Source organism: Catellatospora methionotrophica (assembly GCF_011297335.1).
Taxonomy (GTDB): Bacteria; Actinomycetota; Actinomycetes; order Mycobacteriales; family Micromonosporaceae; genus Catellatospora; species Catellatospora methionotrophica.
In genome coordinates this window covers 295,741-317,717 of sequence record NZ_JAAOTJ010000005.1, presented here as the reverse complement: position 1 = coordinate 317,717, position 21,977 = coordinate 295,741, and the positions used below count along the sequence as shown (strand labels likewise).

Genomic DNA, 21,977 nt, shown 5'->3' with positions numbered 1-21,977 from the left:
GCGGGCGACACCGGCGCAGCGGACCGTCCTGCGGTTTCCGGGAAACCACACGAATCCGTCACGTCTTACCAGCTGTTTCGGGCAGGGCGCGGGAATCCGCCCCCGCTTACCTGCACATTCCCCCAAACAGCAGCGAGCGGGCCGCCTGCGAGACCGGCCGAGCCGGTCACCCCGCGTGGGTGACCGGCTCGGCCGTCTTGTGACGCGGTGCTCAGGCGGGCTGCAGGATCAGCGTCCACGTGGTGGTCGTGGTGCTGGCCGCGGCGCCGGTGGCGGTCAGGCCGCCGTAGGAGCCGCTCGGCAGCGACGCGCCGGTGTCGGCGAGCAGCCCGGTGACCCGGCCGCCGCCCGTCTGCGACGCGTTGCTGCGCACCTCCACGCCGGCCGGGGCCGACAGCGAGGTCGACGCGGCGTCGCCGTGCGCCCAGTACGACACGCCCCAGCTCTGCGCGGCCGTGACGGTCGCGAAGGGCGTGACGCGGGCCGCCGAGCTGGTCGTCTCGGTGGCGTTGGCGAAGACGACGGGCGCGGACGTGTCGACGCCGCGGTAGGCGGCGAGCACGAAGTTGCCCTTCGACTGCTGGCCCAGCGTCACCTGCACGGAGCTGCCCGCCATACCGGCGGTGGCGGTCTTGCGCCACACCGTGGTCGTCGCGTATCCGCCGTCGAGCCGGTCGAGCTGGGTCCACCCGCCGCCGGACGGCGTGCCGGTGGTGCCGTGCGTGTTCTGGCTCAGGAACAGCAGCAGCTGGTCGCCCGCCTGCACGCCCGACGGCACGGTGACCGTGTGGTTGAGCGCGTTGACGTTGGACGTGGCCTGCCCGACGAACGAGATCAGCTCCGCGACGGGCGCGACGGTGACCTGCTGGGTGTCCGTGTCGGTGCTGCCCGAGTCGTCGGTGACGGTCAGCGTGACGTTGTAGGTGCCCGCTGCCGCGTACGTGTGCGACGCCGTCCCCACGCTGTCGGTGTCGGCGGAGGTGCCGTCACCGAAGTTCCAGGCGTAGTTCTGGACCGCGCCGCCGGTGTCGGAGGAGCCCGTGCCGTCGAAGGAGCAGACCAGTCCCGTACAGGACGGGTCGAGGTCGGCCGTGGGCGGGGTGTTGCCGCCGCCCGAGCCCTTCAGGATCTTGATGTAGTCGATGTCACCGATGAAGTAGTCACAGGTGATCTCGGTGCCGTCGCACGTGCCCTTGCCGCCGATCGACAGCTGCCAGGTGTTGGCGATGTTGCCGGTCGTGCCGTTGGCGCGGCTGGTGCGCACCCCGTCGACGTACATCTCGACGAAGGCGGAGGTGCGGTTGCAGGTGACGGTGTGCCACTGCCCGTCGGAGATCGACTCGGTGGCGTAGCCGGTCCGCGAGGCGCCGTTGCCGCCCCGGAACAGGCAGCGCGGGATGCCGCCCGGCGCTTCGAACTTCCAGTAGCCGCCGGCCGTGGCGCCCTGGCCCTTCTGCATGATGTTGCCGAAGGAGTAGGTGCTGCGGTAGCGGATGGTGAGCGAGAAGTCGCCGGAGTCGGGGTTCAGGTCGCTGTGCGCCGGAACCCGGTTGATGTGACCCGGCTTGTAGGCCATCTCGCCCGGCAGCACCACCGGGAAGCGGTGACCGGTCGCACCGGCGTACACGACGCCCGTGGTCAGGTCCGACCCGATGGTGCCGTTGCGGCCGTTGCCGCTGCTGTCGATGAGCGTGGTCGCGCCGTTCGGCTCGTCCATGCTCCAGAAGGCGACCGTGTTGGTGGCGACGGCGTGCGCCGGAGCAGCGCCCACCGCGACACCGGCGGCCACCAGTGCGGTGGCCACGCCCAGTCTGCCGACCGAGCGGAGCACCCGCGACTTGCTGATCTGCATAGGATGATCCCCCTCATCGTGGCCGGGTTACACCCTCGCACGCAGGCAGGGAACCGCTCCATAACCCAATGAGCCGAGAAGCGGGGTCATCCGGCCGCACAGGGGTCCGGTCGGTATGGCGCGACCTCACTGAACGCACGACCTATGTCGGACACCCGACGGTCCCCGGACGGGCGTCACCCGGCCGCCGCGATACGGCGTACAAGCAGCCCCGGGGCGGGACCTGAGCCGGTCTCGGCTCGGGTCCCGCCCCGGGGCGGGTACCGGATTTCCGGTCGGGCGCCCGGTGTCTGTGCACTCGAACGCCCGCCCGTGTTTCATCCGGTCTGGTTACAGCGGCGTCGTCACCAGGCCGACGGCGCCGGGGGCACGACGACCGGCGGGCGGTCGTCGCAGGTGATGGTGTTCGGCAGCTCCCAGGAGGCCATCCAGGGGCCGGTGGTGCCGCCGCCGTCGTTGCCGCCCAGGTCGGTCACCACGAACTCGGAACCGGCCGGGGTGAAGTGGAACGAACCGCAGTTGTTGATGCCGACCGCGCCGACGTTGCGGGCGTCGACGTTCTCGAACGACGCGCCGCCCTCGACCCGGCCGCTGAGCACCGAGGTGCCGGTGCCGTCGATCCGCAGGTCCTTGAACTTGACGCCGCGGATCTGGACCAGGTCCTTCACGCCCCACTCGCTGACCATCATGATCGCGTTGTAGGTGCTGTCGAGGTAGTGGTCCCCGGTCACCTGGATGTCCGCGTCGATGGTCTTGTCGAGCGCGTAGATCCAGATCGCGCCGAGACCGATGTTCCAGTTCAGCTCGTACGTGCCGGCCCGGACCACGGTGTTGTTCGTGAACTTCAGGTACCCGTCGAACGCGGTCGCGCCGAAGCGGGAACCGGCGTGCAGGCCGGAGCCCTCCCGGATCGGGTCGGCGACCAGGTTGTTCGACACCGTGTTGTTCGTGCCGCCGTAGATCGCGATGCCGTTGGCCAGCGACGGGGTCTGCACGGTGTTGTGGTCGTAGACGTTGTTCGCGTCGGCGACCCCGTCGGACCACATGGCCAGGCCGTCGTCACCGGTGTTGCGGATGAAGTTGTTCGACACCAGCGAGTTGGTGACGCCCTTGCGGAAGTTCAGCGCGTCGGCCATCTGGTCCACGATGATGTTGTTCGTGACCTTGATGTTGTCCATCGGGCCGTCGAACCACATGCCCACCTTGGTGTGGCGGATGTACAGGCCGTCGATCGTCGAGTCGCTCATCGCGCCGCCGATGCCGTTGACCTGGTCGGTGTCGATGCGCTCGCTGACGTCACCCTGGATGGTGAAGCCGGACAGGTGCACGTCGCTGCTGCCGCCGTCCTCGGCGTACCTGCCGTAGAAGCCGACGCCGGTGTGCACCGAGCCGTCCTCGGCCGGCTCGCTGAGCGCGACCTCGCTGCCCTTGATGACCGTGTACCAGTTGCCCGCGCCCTCGATCGTCACATCGTCGACGATGATGTGCCGGTTGACCTGGTAGACGCCCGGCGGGACGTACACCTTGAGGTGCCACTTCTTCGCGAACGCGATGGCCCGGTCGAACGCGTCGGCCGACTCGCGGCGGCCCGTCGGGTCCGCGCCGAACGCCAGCACGTTGGACGCGACCAGGCGCACGTGCGGCTTGCCGACCAGCTCGGAGTCGAGCAGGTCGATGACGGTCCAGGCGGCGTTGCTGCCCGCCGGGACGGTCAGCCGGACCTTGTCGCCCGCCTTGTACGTCTTGCCGAGCAGCAGGCGCTGCTCGTCGTAGAAGTGCATCGGGCGGAACGGCGTGGCGATGACCGGCTTCGGGTCGGTGAAGGCCGGCACGCAGGCGCACTCGGTGATCCACCAGTCCTCGTGCAGCAGGCCCGCGGTGGGGTCGTTGCTGAACGGGTACTGGTTGTACAGCCAGGAGAACTCGGAGGTCAGGGTCATGACCTGCTTGTTCTTGCCGTTGACGGTGACGTTCAGCGGGGCGGTGATGCCCCCGCCGTTCGGCGCGTCCGGGATGCTGTAGCGAACGGTGATCGCGTTCGCCGCGGCCGGGAGCGTGAACTCCACGTACTGGCCGCCGGTCAGCTTGACGGCCTTGCGGCCGGACGCCTCGGCGGGCAGGGAGTAGGCCGTGCGGTCCGGGCCGATGAGGGTGCCGTTGGTGGCCGCGTTCTCGGCTTCCTGCTCTAGGAAGTTGACGCTGGCGCCACGGCCCGCGACGAGCGCGGGGTCGAGCGCGGCGCGCGTCACCACGGGCGCGGCGCTGGTGGTGCTGGCTTGTGCCGTGCCGGCGCTGCCGACGAGGCTGAGACCGACGGCCGCGACGGTGGCCGAGGCGACCGCCATCGGGGCCCACCGCCGGGGCCGGCGGGTGCTCGCCGCAGCTCCTGTGATGCTCCGTGACATCGAAGACTCGTTTCTGGAGGGAACGGAGGAACGATGGAACGCCTGAGACGCTCGAGGCGGAGCGGACGCCAGGAGGTGTAGGTGACTTTAGATTCCCTGTGTCGGCTACCACAAGGTTCTGCGTAATCTTTTCGTAACGCTGGCACGGCAAATACAAGTAGCCATTAGGTTGTTGCGCGCCCAGCGCAATTCCTTGCGAAGGTCCGCGTCGATCCGCGACGCGCGACGGCGCACTTAGGGGCGGACCCCGGCAACCACCGGACAGACACAGGCGTGTGTTGACAGGAAGATGGACCGCAACCAATCGACAGGGAGCTAGGCGTGTACCCCTCGGAACCACCAGCCCAGCCGGAAGCCGATCCATCAGGCCGCCACGCCCGTCCCTCCGATCCGGACGACACCGTGCCGGTGCGCCGAACACCCGAACCCACCGCGGGACCCATGCACGACACGCTGTCACACGAGGCGCCCGCGGCTGAGGAACCGCCTGCCGGAACGCAGCCGACCGAGGTGCGGCCGACCGTCGAGGCGCAGCCCCCGGCAGAGTCCACCGAACCCGCACCGCGGCGGCGGCGGGTGCCGAAGCCGCAGATCGGGCGGCGGCTGCGGGTCCTGGCCGGGGTCGACGAGCGGCTGCTGGACCGGGTGCCGCAGGAGCGCGCCTGGTACACCTCGCTCGGCGGGGTGGTGCTGGGCACCGCGACGATCGCGGCCATCTCCATGTACTTCGCGATCACCCAGGCGATGGGCGCGTCGAGCTGGCTGGCCGTCTTCCCGGTGCTGGTCTGGTTCCTCTTCATCCTGAACGTGGACCGCTGGCTGGTCTCCAGCCGCCTGGGCGAGGGCTGGTTCCGCCGGGTGCCGGTGCTGGCGATGCGCGTGCTCATGGCGTTCTTCTTCGGCGTCATCATCGCCGAGCCGCTGGTGCTGCGCATCTTCGAGACCGCAGTCATCCAGCACGTCGCCGACCAGCGCACCGAGGCACTGGCCCAACTCGCCGGACGGCTCAAGGTGTGCAACCCGGTGCCCGGCTCGCAGGAGCCCGCCGCGCCCGCCGACTGCAAGGCCGTCGACACCTTCAACTTCGACCAGTCCCCCATCGCCACCCAGCGCGAGCTGACCGCGCGCCGCACCGACGCCGCCGAGCTGCAGAAGATCGTCGACGCGGACACGGGCCAGCTGCGCGGCATCAACGAGCTGGCCCGGCGCGAGTGCGTCGGCGACTCCGGGGCCGGTCTGACCGGGCAGCGCGGCGAAGGCCCGAACTGCCGCCGCCTGCGCACCGAGGCCGACGCGTTCAAACGCACCCGACAGCTCGACGCCAACAGCGCGAAACTGGTCAACCTGCGTACGCAGATCTCGGAACTCGAGTCGGCGTCACGCGCCTCGCACGCGAAGTTCGAGGCCGAACGGGAGACGAAGATCCAGGCACGGGTCGCCGAGGAGCGCAGCCACCAGGGCAACATCGGCCTGCTGGAGCGCCTCGGGGCACTGCACGACCTGGCCGACTCCAGCGGGGTGCTGGCCGTGGGCATCTGGGCCGTACGCATCTTCTTCATCCTGGTCGACTGCATGCCGATCCTGGTGAAGTTCGTCGGCGGCTCCACGACGTACGACAAGCTGGTCAGCGCCCAGCTCGCGGTCGCCGAGCGCGACCTCAACCACGACATCGAGTCCGAGTACGCCGAGCGCGAAGCCGTCCTCCGCAAACGCCGCGCTGAGATCGACCTCGAAATCCTGGAACACAAGGCCGAACTCAACAACCGCCTGCACCGCGCCGCCGACCGCCTCAGCGAACGCGTCTGACCCCCGCGCTGGCGAGCGTCGGGTTCCGGTGATGATCGCCGTTTCAGGTCAGAAGGTGCGGTTGGACCGCAGATTTCGGCCTGAAACGGCGATCATCACCGAGGCGTCGCGGGCAGCGCGGCGTCGGCCGGAGCGGCGTCGGCTTGGCGGCGTCGGCGGGGCGGTTCAGTCGGCGATGCCGCCGGAGGAGCGGACGGCCTGCTGCTCGGCGGCGAGGGTCTTGTCAGCGTGCGCGATGTGCTCGACCGCCTCGTCGACGTCGTCGGTGCAGATGATGAGGTCCAGGTCCGCCGCACTGATCTTGCCGTCGGTCAGCATGGTCTCGCGCATCCAGGCCAGCAGGCCGCTCCAGTAGGCCGTGCCCATCATCACCACCGGGAACCGGGTGACCTTCTCCGTCTGCACCAGGGTGAGCGCCTCGAACAGCTCGTCCATGGTGCCCATGCCGCCGGGCAGCACCACGAAGGCCTGGGCGTACTTCACGAACATGGTCTTGCGGACGAAGAAGTAGCGGAAGTCGATGCCGATGTCGACCCACTCGTTCATACCCTGCTCGAACGGCAGCTCGATGCCCAGGCCGACAGACAGCCCGCCCGCCTCGGTGCACCCGCGGTTGGCCGCCTCCATCACCCCCGGCCCACCACCGGTGATCACGGCGTATCCGGCCCGCGCCAGCGCCGCACCCAGCCGCTGCGCCAGCTCGCACTCGGGCGAGTCCGGGGCGCTGCGAGCGGAGCCGAACACACTCACCGCAGGGGGAAGCTCACTGAGCGTGTCGAAGCCCTCGACGAACTCACTCAGGATGCGCAGGGTCCGCCAGGAGTCGCGGACCTTCCAATCCGGACGCCCCGCCGAGTCGAGCAGGGCCTGGTCTGCGGTGCCCGCGGAAACCGAGTCGCGGCGCAGGGTCACCGGGCCCCGGTGCCGTTCGGGTCGACTGTTGCTTTGCGTCATGGCATCACCGTAGTCCGGCCAGATCGTTTACGTGACGACGCGGCCCGCCGATCCGCAGCAAATTCCCAGCGGATTCCGCAACTTTTCGCCATGCTGAGGCGTCAAGGTTGTCATACCGCAACGATTGAATAAGGCCGACGACGAGGGAGGCGATGAATGTGATGAGCCGTAGTGAGGTGCTCCGCCAGCGGCAGGCGATGCGCCAGCGCATCCGCGCCACCGTGCACGCCCGCCGCATCGCCATGGTGGTCGACGCCAAGGAGTTCGAGCCCGTCGAGGAGCCCGCGGCGGCTCGCTGAGCCATGCGCAGCCCGCTCCGCGGCCTTGGTCGGACGTCCTTTCTGCGCTTCGCTCCGGATGTACACCGAGCGGCCGCTGCGACGGGCTCCTGGCTAGGCCAGCCAGCGGCGCAGTAGGTCCGCTCCGGCTTCGATCTTGTCGAGTTCCACGTGCTCGTCGCGTTTGTGCGCCAGGTTCGGATCGCCCGGCCCGAAGTTGAGCGCCGGAATGCCCAGCTCCGCGAAGCGCGCCACGTCCGTCCAGCCCAGCTTCGCGGCGGGCGTCGCCCCGGTCAGGGCCAGGAACTCCGCCGCGGGCGGCGCGGACAGGCCCGGCAGCGCGCCGGGAGCGGCGTCCGTGATCTCGATCTCGTATCCGCCGAACACCTCGCGCAGGTGCGCCGCCGCCTGCTCCACCGAGCGGTCCGGGGCGAACCGGAAGTTCACCTCGACCTCGCAGGCGTCGGGGATCACGTTGCCGGCCACGCCGCCGTGCACGGCCACCGCGTTCAGGCCCTCCCGATACCGGCAGCCGTCGATCTCGACCTCGCGCGCCCGGTAGTCCGACAGCCGCCGCAGGACCTCACCGGCCTTGTGGATGGCGTTGTCGCCGAGCCACGACCGGGCCGCGTGCGCGCGTACGCCGCTGGTGCGGATCCGCGCCCGCATGGTGCCCTGGCAGCCCGCCTCGACGATGCCGTACGTCGGCTCCAGCAGCACCGCGAAGTCGGCCTCCAGCAGCTCCGGCCGCTGGTCACCGATGATCTTCAAGCCGTTCCGGGCGGCCTCGATCTCCTCGCACTCGTAGAAGAAGTACGTGACGTCGTAGCGGGGAGCCGGGCAGGTCGCCGCCAGGTGCAGGGCGATGGCGGTGCCGCTCTTCATGTCGGAGGTGCCGCAACCCCACATGATCTTGTCGTCCACGGTGGACGGGAAGTTGTCCGCCAGCGGCACCGTGTCCAGGTGTCCGGCCAGGACGACGCGCTGGTCACGGCCCAGTTCGGTACGCGCGATCACGTTGTTGCCGAGCCGTTCCACCCGCAGGTGGGCGCAGCCTTCCAGGGCCTGCTGCACCGCGTCGGCGATCTCCTTCTCGTTGCCGGAGACGGACTCGATGTCGACCAGGGCACGGGTCGACGCGATGGGATCGGCGAGCACCTGCGGCGTCAGCGGGTTCGGCATACCGGTAGCGTAGACACCGTGAGCAGCACACGTTCCGACCGGCCCGCCTGGGGCTTCGGTCTCGCCACCGTCAGCGGCGACCAGACCCTCGAAGTGTGGTTCCCCGCCGGCCAGCTCGGCCTCGACATCTGCGGCGTATCCGCGCTCGACCTCAAGGGCGCCGAGCCCGCCCTGCCCGGCCTGCGCACCGAGCGGGTGCACGTGGTCATCCCGACGCTGGCAGCGCCGCCACGCGACACCGCCGACGCTTACCTGCGCCTGCACCTGCTGTCGAACCGCCTCGTCCAGCCGCACGAGGCCAACCTCGACGGCATCTTCGGGCTGCTGCCGAACAACGCCTGGACCTCGGCCGGGGTGTGCCCGCCGGACCGCGTCGACGAGCTGCGCCTGATCGAGCGCGCCGCAGGCCGCCACCTGGCCGTGTACGGCGTCGACAAGTTCCCCCGGATGACCGACTACGTCGTGCCGGCGGGCGTGCGCATCGCCGACGCCGACCGGGTGCGCCTCGGCGCCCACCTGGCCTCGGGCACCACGGTCATGCAGAAGGGCTTCGTCAACTTCAACGCGGGCACGCTGGGCACCTCCATGGTCGAGGGCAGCATCTCCGCGGGCGTCGTGGTGGGCGAGGGCTCCGACATCGGCGCGGGCGCGTCCATCATGGGCACCCTGTCCGGCGGCGGCAAGGAGACCATCAGCGTCGGGCAGCGCAGCCTCGTCGGCGCGAACGCGGGCATCGGCATCTCGCTCGGCGACGACTGCGTGGTCGAAGCCGGGTGCTACGTCACCGCGGGCACGAAGGTCACCCTGGTCGCCACCGGTGAGGTCGTCAAGGCCGCGACCCTGTCCGGGGCGTCCAACGTGCTGTTCCTGCGCAACTCGGTGACCGGTGCCGTCGAGGCCCGGCCGCGTACCGGCACCGGCATCGTGCTCAACGCGGCGCTGCACGCCAACGACTGATCTGACCCCCACGCTGGGAGAACCTCCTTGGATCCGCGACGGATAGCCGGGCTGCTCGACGCGCCCGGCTGCCGTCGGCGGCAGGCCCTGGACGCCGCGCAGGTCGACCTCGGGCTGCTGGCCGAGGCGATCGGCTCGCCGCCCGGCGGGCAGAGCCCGTACGCCCGGGAGCGCGACGGCACGTTCACTCACCTGGCCACGGCCCGGCTGCCCGAACTGGTCGGCACACACCTCGGCATCGAGGCCACCGAGGCTGTCGAGACGGCGGAACTGCCGGTCGGCGCGGGCCTGTGGGTCTGGCGCGGGCCGCGGCTGCGCCTGGGCGGCCTGCCCGTCACCCCCGAACGCGTCGTGCTGGCCGGTGACGACACATCGCTGTACCCGGTCGAGATCAGGTCGTACGCCTGCCTGGACGGCCACGCCGACCCGGCCAAGGTCGCCGGGACCGCCCGCGAGCTGGCCGTCGTGGTGGCCGCGCTGCGGCAGGCCGCACCCGTGCCGGAGCGGATCAGCAGCCGCTGCCTGCTGGTGCTGCCGCGCAACTTCGGCCTGGCCCCGGTCGGCACCCTGCTCGACGTCGCGCCCCAGGTGCGGCGGCTGGCCTGGTCGCTTGACCGGCTCGACGCCGGTGGCCTGCCCGCCCGGCTGCGCACCCCGCTGGCCGGGGAAGCGCTGGTCACGGCCCTGACCGAGGTCGACGCGCGGTTCGGCGACGGCTGCCCGAGCTGTCCGATGTACACCCACTGCCGGGTCGAGGCCGAGCGCACCGGCACGGTCGCCCGCGCGGGCGGCGCGGCGGCGAACCTGTGCGGCCCCGTCGGGATCGCCGCGCACGCCCTCGCGCTGGCCCACGGCGAGCGTGCCCCGTCCGGGGAGGCCGAGCAGGCCATCGCGGACGAGCTGGCCCGCGCGGCGGCGGCGTACGGCTGGGCGGTCGGCGGAGGGAGCACCGCATGAGCCTCGACGTCTACCAGCGACTGCTGGCGCTGTCGCAGGCCCGCGCGGTGCCCGCCGCCTCGCGCGCGCACCGGCACCTGTCCCCCCGGCCCTGGCTGCTGGCCGGATACCACCTGGCCGGTGAACCGTCCGCCCCGGTCGCGATCCGCTACGGCTCGTTCCGCGACTCCCCCAAGCTGCTGACCGTCGCCGAACCGCGCGACCGGGCGCAGCGTTTCGCCGCGCTCGGCGGGCTCGCCCGCGACCTGGCCACCTACCTGAGCCGCTACACCGTCACCGAACCCGTCGTCCGGGCCACCGGCAGCGGCCGTGAGCTGGACGTGGACCTGTGCTGTGTGGACGCCCCGCAGCTGATCGTGCCCAACGAGGCGACCGCGCACTGGGTCGGCCTGCTCGGGCAGTACCTGCGCTCCCTCGACGACCCGGTGCTGGCCGCCGCCGGGGCGCACCTGGGCTGGATCGCCTCCCGCCGCAACCTGCCCGGCTCCAGCGTGCTGCTGACCGCGACCGACCTGCTCACCGCGCACTGGCGCACCGGCCAGCTGCCCACCGAGGACGGCCACTTGGGCCGCCTGCTGGCCTGGATCGAACCGCCCGCCGGGACCGACGCCTGGCAGGCCGCCCGCGACGCCGAGGCGATGCCCCCCGCCGGGCCCGCCAGCGACCCGGCCTGGGACGCCGTCGTGCTGCGGCCCGCCCTGGAACGGGCCAAGGAGCAGGGCGACGTGCGGCGGCTCAAGCTGGCCGCCGCCGAGGTGCTGGCCGGGCCCTGGCGCGACACCTGGGCGGCGATCGACCTGGTGCGGATGCTGCCGCCGGGCGAGCACGTCGCCAAACGGTGGGAGTCGGACCGCTGGTCGTGGACCCGGCACCGGGAACGGGTGCTGGCGGGCACGGTGTCGTTCAGCGCGCGGCTGTCCGACGTGCCCGCGTACCGCTTCCTGCACGAGCTGGAGACCCGCACGGCCGCCCTGGAACGGCAGATGGCGCTGGACGATCCGCTGGTCATGGCGCGTTACCTGGCCACCGGCGAGGCCGTCGCCGGGGTCGTCATCAAGCGCGACCCCGAGCACACGGTGGTCAACGCCGGTGGCCGGTCGGTGCTGCGCCCCCTGCTGTGGGTGCGCACCTCGGCCGCGTTCGACCGGCCCGCGGGCACCGACCTGTGGTGGGGCAAGGTCGGCATGGTCGTCCGCGCGGCCACCGACGACACCGTCGAGCTGATGGTGACCAGCGGTGCGGTGACCCGGCCCAAGCTAGGCCTGCTGCCCGACACCGACACCGAGGTGGTGCTCGCCCCGTTCGGGCCGCTGCAGTACTTCCCCGACAACCTGCCCGACGAGCTGCCCTGGCCGACCCGCTCGTCGCGCCCGAAGCCCGCCCCCGAACCCGAACTCGACGACGACCTGGACACCGACGTGGTCCTGGGCACCACGGCCACCACCGCCGCGACCACCGCACCGCCACCGGCGGACGGGGCGGCCGGGCGCGTCCCGGAACCCCGCGCCGTCCCCGACAGCACCGTCACCCCGGCCAGCCCGGCCGCGTCAGGCAGCACGACCGCGCCGAGCGGCGCGGTACCGTCGGGCGATTCGCGAGGTGGCTGGTGACCAGCGCCGGAGCGCGGCACGAGGCCGCGATCGAAGAGGTCTGGAATCGGGTACGCGGCACCGACCGCGCCGTCGTCGTCGACTCCCCGCCCGGCGCGGGCAAGTCGACACTGGTCCGCGAACTCGCGAAACGGCTGGTCGCCGTCGGCGAGCACGTGCCGATCGTGGTGCAGACCAACGACCAGGCCGACGACCTCGTGATCGCGCTCGCCGGAGCCGGGCTGTCCACCGGCCGCCTGCACGGCCAGGAGTGGACGCCGCCGGCCGGCTGGCCCCGGCAGAAGGTGCGCACCGGCACCAAGCTCGGCGAGCTGGGCGGCTGCGACGTCATCGTCGGCACCGCCGCGAAATGGGCGTACGTCAAGGCCGACGAGCGCACCTGGCCGCTCGGCGTCATCGACGAGGCGTACCAGATGTCGGCGGCGGCACTGGTGCGCGTCGGGCACCTGTTCGACCGGCTGCTGCTGGTCGGCGACCCGGGGCAGCTCGCCCCGTTCACGGTCGCCGACGAGCACTCGGTGCGCTCGCTGGCCACCTGGCCGCTGGACACCGCGGCGGGCACGCTGCTGCGCAACCACCCGGACACGCCCGTCATCCCGCTGCCGGTGAGCTGGCGGCTGGCCCCGCACACCGCACCGGTCATCTCCGACGCGTTCTACACCCGCGCGTTCACCGCCGGAGCCGCGCCGAGCGACCGGCGGCTCGAACTGGCCAGCCTCGCCCACCCCGCGCTGGCGCACGCCGCCGAGCACGGCTGGGCGCTGCTGGAACTGCCCGCCGCGCACGTGCCGCGCACCGACCCGGCGCTGGTCGCGACCATCGCCGACCTGGCCCACCAGCTCGTCACGGCCGACGTGTCCACGGTGGACCCGTCGGGGCCGCGCCCGCTGAGCCGGGCCGACGTCGCCGTGGGCGTGGTGCACCGGGACCAGAAGGCGCACGTGGAAGCCGCGTTGCAGCGCCGGGGCGTCACCGGGGTCACCGTCGACACGGCCAACCGGCTGCAGGGACGGCAGTACGAGGTGGTGCTGGCCTGGCATCCGCTCAGCGGGCGGCGCGACGCCAGCGCGTTCCACCTGGAGGCGGGACGGCTGTGCGTGCTCGCCTCACGGCACCGGCAGGCGTGCGTGGTCATCAGCCGGGCGGGGGTCGACGAGCAGCTGCACGCGTACCCCGCCGCGGAGCCGGTCTGGCTCGGCACGGACCCGCCGCAGGTCGACGGCTGGGAGGCCAACCGGGCCTTCCTGGAACGCCTGGCCCCGCACCGCATCCCGGCCCGCTGACGGGGCGGCGACCGGTCAGGCGAGCCGGGCGACGGCCGCGCGGACGCGTTCGTCGGTGGCGGTGAGCGCCACGCGGACGTGCTTCGCGCCGCCGGGTCCGTAGATCGCTCCCGGCGCGACCAGCACGCCCAGCTCGGCCAGCGCGTCCACGGTCGCCCAGCAGTCCTCGCCGCGGGTCGCCCACAGGTAGAGCCCGGCCTCGGAGTGCCCGATGGTGAACCCCGCGCCCAGCAACGCCCCCCGCAGCAGTTCGCGGCGGGCGGCGTAGCGGGCCCGCTGCTCGTCCACGTGGGTCTCGTCGGCCAGGGCGGCGATCATCGCGGCCTGCACCGGCGCGGGCATGATCATGCCCGCGTGCTTGCGTACCGCCAGCAGCTCGCCGACCAGCTCCGGGTCACCGGCGACGAAGCCGGCCCGGTAACCGGCCAGGTTGGACCGCTTGGACAGCGAGTGGACCGCCAGCACCCCGGTGTAGTCGCCGTCGCACAGCGACAGCACCGACACGGGCGTCGCGGTCCACGGCAGGGTCAGGTAGCACTCGTCGCTGACCAGCACGGCGCCGGTCTCGCGGGCGTACGCGAGCCAGCCGCGCAGCTCGGCCTCGGACGCGACCCGGCCGTGCGGGTTGCCGGGCGAGTTGATCCAGATCAGGGCGGGGCGCTCCCCCGCGACAGGGGCGTCGGCCCGCAGCACGCGCGCACCGGCCAGCCGCACGCCGACCTCGTACGTCGGGTAGCAGACCTCGGGGATGACGACGGTGTCGCCCGCGCCGACACCGAGCAGGGTGGGCAGCCAGGCCACCAGCTCCTTGGAGCCGATCGTCGGCAGCACGCCGAAACCGGGCGCGGCCCCGCAGGACCGGGCCGTCCAGGCGGTGATCTCCTGTCGGAGGTCGGCGGTGCCCGCCGTCAGCGGGTAGCCGGGGGCGTCGGACGCCTCGGCCAGCGCCTTGCGGACGACCGCGGGGACCGGGTCGACCGGGGTGCCGATGGACAGGTCCACGATGCCGTCAGGGTGCGCTGCGGCACGGCGCTTCGACGGCTCCAGCAGATCCCAGGGGAAGTCGGGCAGGCCGGCGGAGATCCTCCGCCGGCCTGCACCGGAAACCGGCGTGCTCAGTGGTCGCCTTCCTTGGCGGGCTGAGCCGCGACGAACGCGGCGTCCGCGCTGATCTTTCCGATCTTCGAGGCGCCACCGGGAGAGCCGAGCTCGTTGAAGAACTCGTAGTTCGCGGTGGTGTAGTCGCGCCACTGCTCTGGCACGTCGTCCTCGTAGAAGATCGCCTCCACCGGGCAGACCGGCTCACACGCACCACAGTCGACGCACTCGTCCGGGTGGATGTAGAGCATGCGGTTGCCCTCGTAGATGCAGTCGACAGGGCACTCCTCGATGCAGGCCTTGTCGAGCACATCGACGCACGGCTCGGCGATGATGTAGGTCACGGGTCGTCCCTCCACGCACTCTCATACGGAACATGACAGTGCACGTTCCGCCGCTCCACGCGGCCAAGTCAAAGCCTAGTATCCGGGTGAGGGAGGTAGGTAGTCAGTGTTGGCTAAGAGTGATCTCGGGTCCCGCGTAGTGGTACGCAGATACGCCGGAATCGTGGGTGATCGCCCTCAGTTCACCGATGTCCTGGGCGATCTCACCGCGTTCGGGGACGCGTCCCTCACCGTCGCGACGTCCCACGGATTGGTCGTCGTGCCGCTGGCCGAGGTGCACCGGGCCAAGGTCGTGCCCGCGCGGCGCGGTCCGACCGCGCGGGAGATCGCGGCCCTGGAGCTGGCCGCCGCCGAGGCGTGGCCGCCGCCGGTCGTCGAGGAACTGGGCGCGTGGCGGCTGCGAGCCGCCGGTGGCTACACCGGCCGGGCCAACTCCGCGCTGCCCGTCGGCGACCCCGGCCTGCCGCTGCCGGCAGCGCTGGACGCGGTCGTCGCCTTCTACCGCCGACAGGGCCTTCCGCCGCAGGTCGACGTGCCGCTGCCGCTGGCCGCGAGCGTCGAGCGCGAGCTGATCAAGGCGGGCTGGCACGCCGAGTGCACGTCCGATGTCCAGGTGTGCGCGCTCGGCGAGCTGATCGCGGCGACGCCGGACGGGGAGGCGTTCGAGCTCAGCCCGGCCATGTCGCCCGGCTTCCTGGCGATGGTGGCCGACGACCGGGGACCGCTGCCCGAGGCGGCGCTGCACGTGCTGACGGCGGTGCCGGACCTGGTCTTCGCTCACCGGTACGACGAGAGCGGGGCGCTGCTGGCGCGGGCCCGGGGCACCGTCACCGGCGGCGGCCGCTGGCTGGGCGTCTTCGGCGTGGAGACGGCTCCCGCCGCCCGGCGCCGCGGCCTGGCCGGGGAGGCGATGGGCGTGCTGGCCCGCTGGGCCGTCCAGCGCGGCGCGACCGACGCGTTCCTCCAGGTCGAGTCGCACAATGCGGCAGCCCTGGCCATGTACGCCAAGCTCGGCTTCACCCGCCACCACCGCTACACCCGCTACCAGCTCCGCTGACGCTCTCGCGGGGCGGTCCCGGCACTCGGCAGCGCGGCTCACCGCCGGTTCAGGCACGAGGAAGGGCACCTTCCACCACGCATGGGCGTTGGGAAGGTGCCCTTCCTTCGGGTTAGACGCGGCGGGGGTGGGACTTGGTGCGCTCGGCGAAGAGCTTGAGCTGCTTGGCGCGGTAGTCGGCCGCGAACGCGATCAGGCCGACCATGCCCAGGCCGACGCCGACGGCGAAGATCGCGCCGTAGACCCAGACCTGCTGGAAGAACGCGCCCGCGCCGTTCACGAACGGGCTCTCCCCGGCCAGGAACGGGCCGACGAGGATGCTCAGCAGGCAACCCACGACGGCCGCGGCGGCCAGGTCGGCGACCACCCGCGACCAGGGGCGTACGCGCCCCCAGTACAGCGCCATCGCGAAGAACACGAGCCCGATCGCACCGAGTGCGACGAATCCCGCCGTGGCTTCCGTGTCCGGATCGTCAATGCCCTTGGCCACCCACCGGGCGACCACATTGATTACGAACAGCACGCCGGCGATCACGCCTACCGGCAGCCACCGCTCCTTCATCGAAGCCTCCTCAGGGCTTGGCAGTCAACGGCGGCTTCTTCGCCTCGCACACGAACTGTGGCTCAGCGTTATACCGCCAGGTGAACTTCTCCCGCTTGATCTCTCTACCGTCCTTGCGGAAGATACGCCAGGCGTCCTGAGTGAAACCTTGACTACCCTCAGTAGCGATGCAGGTCGGGCCGTCCTCGAGGGAAATCTTCTCCGGTTGCGTGATGTCGCGCTTGGGGTCGTACTGGGTGGTGACGCTGTCGTAGACCTTGGTCGACCACATGCTGACCGTCACCGAGCTGTCGGTGTGCGAGGTGTCGATGAGCACGCCGTACGGGGTGGTGTTGGTGAACCTGAGGTCCAGCGTGGGGTACATGATGGTCGACTCGATGACGGCCGGGTACCGGGTGAAGTAGTACGAGTGCGGCTTGTGCTCGACGTCCTTCATGCCCGCGTAGTACGAGGCGTTGAAGATGGTCGTGGTGAACTGCGACGCGCCGCCGCCGACGCCCGGGACCAGCTTGCCGTCCATGATCACGGGCGCGTCGAAGTAGCCCTCGGCGTAGCCGCGCGGACCGGTGTGCCCGTTGAGCGAGAAGGTCTCCCCCGGCCGCACGATCGCACCGTCGACCTCCTTCGCGATCTGCACGATGTTCTTGCTGCGCGGGTTGCTCAGGCCGCCGGTGAAGTACGTCGTGAAGCTGGAGACCTGCTCCTTGATACCCAGCTCGGCGAGGTCGCCGGTGGTCGTCGCGGGCTTGACGTCGGTGATCCCGGCGGCGACGGTGCGGTCACTGCCGCGCTGGAGCACCGGCATCAGGTCGGCGGCGAGCTTGGCGGTGTCCACCAGCGAACCGCCGCTGGCGGCCACGACCTGCGGGACACCGCCGGAGCCGTCGATGGTGGCGTTCTTTGGCTGCACCTCGACCTTGGTGAGGTCCTTGCCCAGGGCCTTGCGCAGCTTCTTCTCGTCGACCCGGCTGGACAGCTCGCCCTTGGCGTCCGAGCTGATCACCAGGCTCGCCGCGATGGCCTTCGGGGACACGGTCACCGAGCCCTTGGGCGTGGTGACGGTCACCGGCGCGGAGACCGCCGGGGTGGCCACCTCGGCGACCATCCGGTCGACGTCGGCCTTCGAGCTGACCGGATTCTTCTCGCCGAGCTTCACCTCGACCTCGGGCCGGCGCAGCCAGCCGTCGCGCACCGCGTCGGCCGCCTGCGCCGGGTCGAGCCCGCGACCGGCCTTCGGGTACACCGGCTTGGGCGTCGTCCCGTCGAAGGTTACGGCAGGCAGCGTCATCGCCGCGCCGGACTGCTTCGCGGCGGGGGCCAGGGCGCTCGCCAGGCGCGCCTCGTCCACGGTGACCACGGGCGGGACCTCGTCGCCGCCGAAGAGCGAGGCGAACGGGTTGTGGCCACGGGACACGGCCGCCGCGACGGTGGCGTCCACGTCGACCGCCAGGCCGACGTCCTGCGGCTGCACGGTGGCGGTCTTGTCCCCGATGCGTACGGTCAGCGGCGCGGCCAGCTGGTCGCCCCGGCCCGCCAGTCCGGTGCGCAGGGCGTCGGCGGCCTGCTCGGTGGTGCCGTCGATGGCGATGCCGAGCACCTTCGCGCCGCGGGGCACATCCGCGCTGAATGCGTGACCGGCGAAGGCCCCGGACACGGTGAGCACGAGCACGGAGGCAAGACCCGCGATCAGCCAGCGTCGGTGGGGTACGGGGGCGACGGACAAGACGGCACCTCATCATCATTGGTGGGAGACGTTGATCGGCAAGGTTAGCGCGTTATATGAAAGTCACCCACATACGAGAAAATGGTGGCTAATGGAGGGCTTTGTCCGAGATGGGGACAGTGGGACGGCGGCCCACTACGAACACGAGGTCGCCCCGCACGTACGCCGCCTGCGCTCCCGGGCGCTGAGCGACCGCCTGGCGGAGAGCCTGCTGTTCCTGCCGATCATGATGCTCGCGGTTGCCATGGTCCTGGCGATGGTGCTCGCGGAGATCGACGAGCGCTACATGGTCAACCCGAGCGAAGTGATCACTTTCACGCCGGACGTGGCGGTGACCCTGCTCGGCATCATCGCCGGTGCCATGATCACGACGGCCGGTGTGGTCTTCTCGCTGCTGGTGGTCTCGTTGCAGCTGGCCAGCGGCCAGTTCTCACCGCGCGTGCTGCGCGGCTTCTGGCGCGACAGGCACGGCCAGGTGCTCGTCGGCCTGCTGCTCAGCACATTCGCGTTCTGCGTGCTGGCGCTGGCGCGCATCGACACCGCCGCCGACCACGCGCCCCCGCTGACCGTGGGCGTCGCCCTGCTGCTCACCCTGCTCTCGGTCATCGCCATCGTCGTCTACCTGGACCGGATCAGCCGCAACCAGTACGTCGGCCGGATCGTGCAGCGGGTCGCCCGGGAGACCCAGAGCCTCATCGGCGAGCTGCCGTACGGGCCGCGCATCGGCGTCAAGGTCGGCGAGCCGGTCGACCCGCCCGACGTCGGCTCCCTCGGCCCGCCGCTCATCGTCACCGCCGTCACCGACGGCTGGGTGCAGCAGCTCAGCCGCCGCGCCATCGTCGCGGCCGTGCCTCCGGACACGGTGGTACGGCTGGAGACCCGCGTCGGGGCGTTCATCACCGCGGGCACGCCGCTGGTCACCATGTGGCCGCCGCCTGAGGACAAGGCCACCTCGGCCCGCCTGGTCGCCGAGGCGGTCATCATCGGCGTGGCCCGCACCATGCAGCAGGACATCGACTTCGGCCTGCGCCAGCTCACCGACGTGGGACTGCGGGCGCTGTCCGCCGCCGTCAACGACCCGACGACGGCCGTCGAGGTCATCCTGCGTATCGGCTCGGTCATGCGCCCGCTGCTGCTGGCCGAGTGCCCCACCCAGGCCATGCGCGACCGGGAGGGCCGCACCCTGCTGACCCCGTGTGATCTGGACCACACCGAATACGTCGCGCACGCCTTCAACCAGTTGCGGCACTACGCCGCGCCCCACCCGAGCGTGGTCATCCCGCTGCTGCGAACCATGGGCATGCTGCGCGACTGCTGCCTGTCCGGCTACCGCGGCGCGATGACACCCGACCGGGCGCGGACCATCGCCGCCCTGGACCACCAGATCGACCTGACCCTCCAGGGCGTACGCGCCACCGGCATGCTGCCCGCCGACCTGGCCATGGTGGAAGCGATAGGTGCGGCCTGCACCGCGCAGCCCACCCGCCACCCGAGCACCTGACCCCGCCCCGAGCCCCCCTCCCATGCCGCAACTCTTAAAGAGTCGCGGCGTCCGGAGGGCTCCGAGACGGCGACTCTTTAAGAGTTGCGCAGGTGGGGGCGGCGGGTCAGCGTCGGCGGCGGCGGGCCGCGAGCAGGAGGCGGGTGCCGGACAGCCCGAGGATGAAGATCACGACCGTGTTCCGGCCGGTCTCCACCGGGTCGCGGGTATGCCGTACCGGCTCCGGGTCGATCACTACCGGCCGCCGCGCCGGGCTCGGCGCTGGAGGCGGCGGCGGTTCCGGTGACGGACTCGGCTCCTCGGGCGGCTCCGGCGGCGCCAACGGCTCCGGCACCGGCACCACAGCGGGCGACGGCGATGGGCTCGGCGACGGCGAGACCGACGGCGACGGCATCGGGCTGGGACTGGGCGAAGGCGACGGCCGCGGCGACCCGTAGGGACTCCGCGACGGCGACGGCGACGGGCTTGGAGACGGCGATGGGCTCGGAGACGGACGCGGAGACGGAGACGGGCTCGGAGACGGACGCGGAGACGGAGACGGGCTCGGAGACGGACTCGGAGACGGAGACGGGCTCGGCGACGGACTCGGGCTTGGGGACGGCGACGGACTTGGGCTCGGCGATGGCGATGGGCTCGGGGACGGGCTAGGCGAAGGGCTGGGACTCGGGCTCGTAGACGGCGATGGGCTCGGGCTGGGCGAAGGGCTCGGGGACGGTGACGGGCTGGGGGACGGCGACGGGCTCGGGGCGGTGGGCAGCCAGGCCGCGTCGGTTTGGTACACCGGTTGCGTGGCGGCCAGCAGGGTGGCCTCGCCGGTGGACAGCGTGACGCGGTACTGCCGCAGGGGGCGGGCCATGCCGTTGCCGGCGACGTACAGCGAGTCGCCGATCAGCGCGGCTGAACCATAGGATCCACCGCGCCGCAGGTCACCGCTGAGTCCGCTCGCGCTGACCTGGCCGGTCACCGGGTCGACCGCGATCAGCCGCGGCGACGGCCAGGACGGATCGACGCCCAGCAGTGCCTGCCGGTACGGGTCGTAGTCCCAGTCCGCCACGGACATCGGCGCGGACAGTGCCACGTCGCGCGTGACCCGCCCGAAGGTCGCCGACCCGGCCCGCACATTGAGGCCGATGAGCCGTCCCCCGGCCGCCAGCAGAAGTTCCCCGTCGACGATCGCACCGGCGTTCGCGCTTTCCACGGGCACTGCGGGCGGGGTGCCGCGCACCGGCCCGTGGTCGGTGACCGTCCCATCCGGACGGATCGCCACGAGGTGCCCGCCGCCGCCCAGCGGCATCAGCCGGAACCGGGCGGCGATGCCGTAGAGCACTCGCTGCGCGGGGTCGTACCCGATCGCGTTGACGGTGTACTGCAGCCAGACCCGGCGGCGTATCGCGCCGGTGTCGGGATTCAGACTGACCAGCTCGGACGGTGCGTTGGGCACGGCGGAGCGCACCTGCAGCAGCTCACCGGGCGGCGCAGCCGCGTTTCCCAGCGCGGCGTCGGATGCGAGCAGCGCGATCCCCGATGGGAGGGCGACTGCCGTGGCCAGGAACAGCCCGACAGCGAGGGGTCGAAATCTGGACGTCGCACGCATAGCATCTTGTATAGCCCTAAACGCCCTGTTTGGGCTAATACTGTTTTGGAGGACTCATGCGGGCGTACGCGAGCGGTCTCCTGTGGTTTCTCGCCATCTGCAGCATCGCGGCCCTGGCCGTGGTGCTGATCCGCCGCTCCTGGCCGCCGGACCGCCGCCCCGACATCCACGACGTGCTCAGCGTGGTGTTCTCCATGACCGGCACGCTGTACGCCGTGGTCGCCGCGTTCGTCTTCATCGACGTGTGGCAGATCGGCAACGACGCCCGCGATGCGACGTACCGGGAGGCCCAGGCCGTGCAGTCGGTGGCCTGGGCAGCCGAGACGGGGCCGCCCGAGGTGCGGGCCGAGATCCAGGCGCTGTCACGCGCCTACCTGCGCGAGATCCTGGAGCAGGAGCTGCCCCGGATGCGGGCCGGGGAACCGGTCGGCGAGCAGGGCTGGACGGTGCTGAGCAACCTGCGCTCGGCGACGGCGCGGGTGCCGGTGCCGCCGGACAGCGAGTCGGCGGAGGCCACCGTGCACGCGGTGATGCAGGCCCGTGAGGACCGGCTCGCCCTGGCCGACAAGCGGATCGGCGACGTGACCTGGTTCGCGCTGCTGTTCGGCGCGTTGCTGGCGGGGATGCCGATCCTGTTCTTCCGCTTCGACAGCCTCGGCACGCAGCTCGCCATGACCACCGCCGTGGTCGGCATGATCACGCTGCTGCTGTTCACGATCCACCAGATCGAGCGGCCGTTCACCAGCACCGAGCGGGTGCCGTCGACGGCGTACCAGAACGTGGTCACGCGCCTGGACAGCCTCGGCGCGTGACC

The 21,977-nt window shown here is 71.5% G+C and carries 18 protein-coding genes and 1 pseudogene; 10 read left to right on the top strand and 9 right to left on the bottom strand.

The features are described from left to right. Window positions 1–211: 211 nt before the first annotated feature. Entirely contained in the window at window positions 212–1,852 is a 1,641-nt protein-coding gene (locus HAV40_RS15930) for a PKD domain-containing protein (RefSeq protein WP_166381850.1), read from the bottom strand. Window positions 1,853–2,196: 344 nt separating this feature from the next. Continuing rightward, on the bottom strand, window positions 2,197–4,197 hold the full coding sequence (locus HAV40_RS15925; RefSeq protein ID WP_203671544.1) for a glycosyl hydrolase family 28-related protein: 2,001 nt from the start codon (window positions 4,195–4,197) through the stop codon (window positions 2,197–2,199). 501 nt (window positions 4,198–4,698) lie between these two features. Between HAV40_RS15925 and HAV40_RS15920 the strand changes: the two genes are divergently transcribed. Continuing rightward, window positions 4,699–6,063, top strand: a complete 1,365-nt coding sequence (locus HAV40_RS15920; RefSeq protein ID WP_166381846.1) for a DUF4407 domain-containing protein — start codon at window positions 4,699–4,701, stop codon at window positions 6,061–6,063. 165 nt (window positions 6,064–6,228) lie between these two features. Here the strand turns inward: HAV40_RS15920 and HAV40_RS15915 are convergent, their stop codons facing one another. After that, complete coding sequence (locus tag HAV40_RS15915; protein ID WP_166381844.1) at window positions 6,229–7,017, bottom strand: LOG family protein; 789 nt, start codon at window positions 7,015–7,017, stop codon at window positions 6,229–6,231. Window positions 7,018–7,178: 161 nt separating this feature from the next. On the opposite strand from HAV40_RS15915, the gene HAV40_RS15910 reads away from it, so the two are divergent. Beyond that, entirely contained in the window at window positions 7,179–7,316 is a 138-nt protein-coding gene (locus HAV40_RS15910; protein WP_166381842.1) for a hypothetical protein, read from the top strand. Between the two features lie 93 nt (window positions 7,317–7,409). On the opposite strand, the gene dapE is transcribed toward HAV40_RS15910, so the two are convergent. Beyond that, a complete protein-coding gene (gene dapE / locus HAV40_RS15905; RefSeq protein WP_166381840.1) occupies window positions 7,410–8,477 on the bottom strand; it encodes a succinyl-diaminopimelate desuccinylase in 1,068 nt (355 codons plus the stop codon). Window positions 8,478–8,495: 18 nt separating this feature from the next. Here dapE and HAV40_RS15900 point away from each other — a divergent pair, with 18 nt between their 5' ends. From HAV40_RS15900 to HAV40_RS15885, 4 genes are read left to right on the top strand one after another with little or no spacing between them, the layout of a single operon-like run. Beyond that, window positions 8,496–9,434, top strand: coding sequence for a DapH/DapD/GlmU-related protein (locus HAV40_RS15900; protein WP_166381838.1), 939 nt, complete (start codon window positions 8,496–8,498; stop codon window positions 9,432–9,434). 27 nt (window positions 9,435–9,461) lie between these two features. Next, window positions 9,462–10,391, top strand: a complete 930-nt coding sequence (locus HAV40_RS15895; protein ID WP_166381836.1) for a hypothetical protein — start codon at window positions 9,462–9,464, stop codon at window positions 10,389–10,391. Continuing rightward, on the top strand, window positions 10,388–12,001 hold the full coding sequence (locus HAV40_RS15890) for a hypothetical protein (protein ID WP_166381834.1): 1,614 nt from the start codon (window positions 10,388–10,390) through the stop codon (window positions 11,999–12,001). The genes HAV40_RS15895 and HAV40_RS15890 overlap by 4 nt, the downstream gene beginning before the upstream one ends. Next, window positions 11,998–13,284 carry an AAA family ATPase gene (locus tag HAV40_RS15885; RefSeq protein ID WP_239086517.1) on the top strand — a complete coding sequence of 429 codons (1,287 nt, stop codon included), beginning with the start codon at window positions 11,998–12,000 and terminating at the stop codon, window positions 13,282–13,284. The genes HAV40_RS15890 and HAV40_RS15885 overlap by 4 nt, the downstream gene beginning before the upstream one ends. A 15-nt stretch (window positions 13,285–13,299) precedes the next feature. On the opposite strand, the gene dapC is transcribed toward HAV40_RS15885, so the two are convergent. Continuing rightward, window positions 13,300–14,367 carry a succinyldiaminopimelate transaminase gene (gene dapC, locus HAV40_RS15880; RefSeq protein ID WP_239086551.1) on the bottom strand — a complete coding sequence of 356 codons (1,068 nt, stop codon included), beginning with the start codon at window positions 14,365–14,367 and terminating at the stop codon, window positions 13,300–13,302. 32 nt (window positions 14,368–14,399) lie between these two features. Further along, window positions 14,400–14,726 carry a ferredoxin gene (fdxA, locus tag HAV40_RS15875; protein ID WP_166381832.1) on the bottom strand — a complete coding sequence of 109 codons (327 nt, stop codon included), beginning with the start codon at window positions 14,724–14,726 and terminating at the stop codon, window positions 14,400–14,402. Window positions 14,727–14,832: 106 nt separating this feature from the next. Here fdxA and HAV40_RS15870 point away from each other — a divergent pair, with 106 nt between their 5' ends. Continuing rightward, complete coding sequence (locus tag HAV40_RS15870) at window positions 14,833–15,783, top strand: GNAT family N-acetyltransferase (RefSeq protein ID WP_166381830.1); 951 nt, start codon at window positions 14,833–14,835, stop codon at window positions 15,781–15,783. Between the two features lie 112 nt (window positions 15,784–15,895). On the opposite strand, the gene HAV40_RS15865 is transcribed toward HAV40_RS15870, so the two are convergent. Together HAV40_RS15865 and HAV40_RS15860 are read right to left on the bottom strand one after the other, a co-directional pair. After that, on the bottom strand, window positions 15,896–16,345 hold the full coding sequence (locus tag HAV40_RS15865) for a hypothetical protein (protein ID WP_166381828.1): 450 nt from the start codon (window positions 16,343–16,345) through the stop codon (window positions 15,896–15,898). A 10-nt stretch (window positions 16,346–16,355) separates the two neighbouring features. Then, window positions 16,356–18,068: a VanW family protein gene (locus HAV40_RS15860; protein ID WP_239086521.1), complete on the bottom strand. Its 1,713-nt coding sequence runs from the start codon at window positions 18,066–18,068 to the stop codon at window positions 16,356–16,358. A 91-nt stretch (window positions 18,069–18,159) separates the two neighbouring features. Between HAV40_RS15860 and HAV40_RS15855 the strand changes: the two genes are divergently transcribed. Continuing rightward, window positions 18,160–19,569 (top strand): DUF2254 domain-containing protein, encoded by a 1,410-nt coding sequence (locus tag HAV40_RS15855; protein ID WP_166381826.1) that lies wholly within the window; start codon window positions 18,160–18,162, stop codon window positions 19,567–19,569. 161 nt (window positions 19,570–19,730) lie between these two features. Continuing rightward, on the top strand, window positions 19,731–20,006 hold the full coding sequence (locus HAV40_RS38000; protein WP_203671547.1) for a hypothetical protein: 276 nt from the start codon (window positions 19,731–19,733) through the stop codon (window positions 20,004–20,006). A gap of 338 nt (window positions 20,007–20,344) precedes the next feature. Here the strand turns inward: HAV40_RS38000 and HAV40_RS39215 are convergent. Beyond that, window positions 20,345–21,163, bottom strand: a pseudogene (locus tag HAV40_RS39215) (DUF6923 family protein); the annotation flags it as partial. A gap of 56 nt (window positions 21,164–21,219) precedes the next feature. Between HAV40_RS39215 and HAV40_RS15845 the strand changes: the two are divergent. After that, window positions 21,220–21,975: a bestrophin-like domain gene (locus HAV40_RS15845; RefSeq protein WP_166381824.1), complete on the top strand. Its 756-nt coding sequence runs from the start codon at window positions 21,220–21,222 to the stop codon at window positions 21,973–21,975. Window positions 21,976–21,977 lie beyond the last annotated feature (2 nt).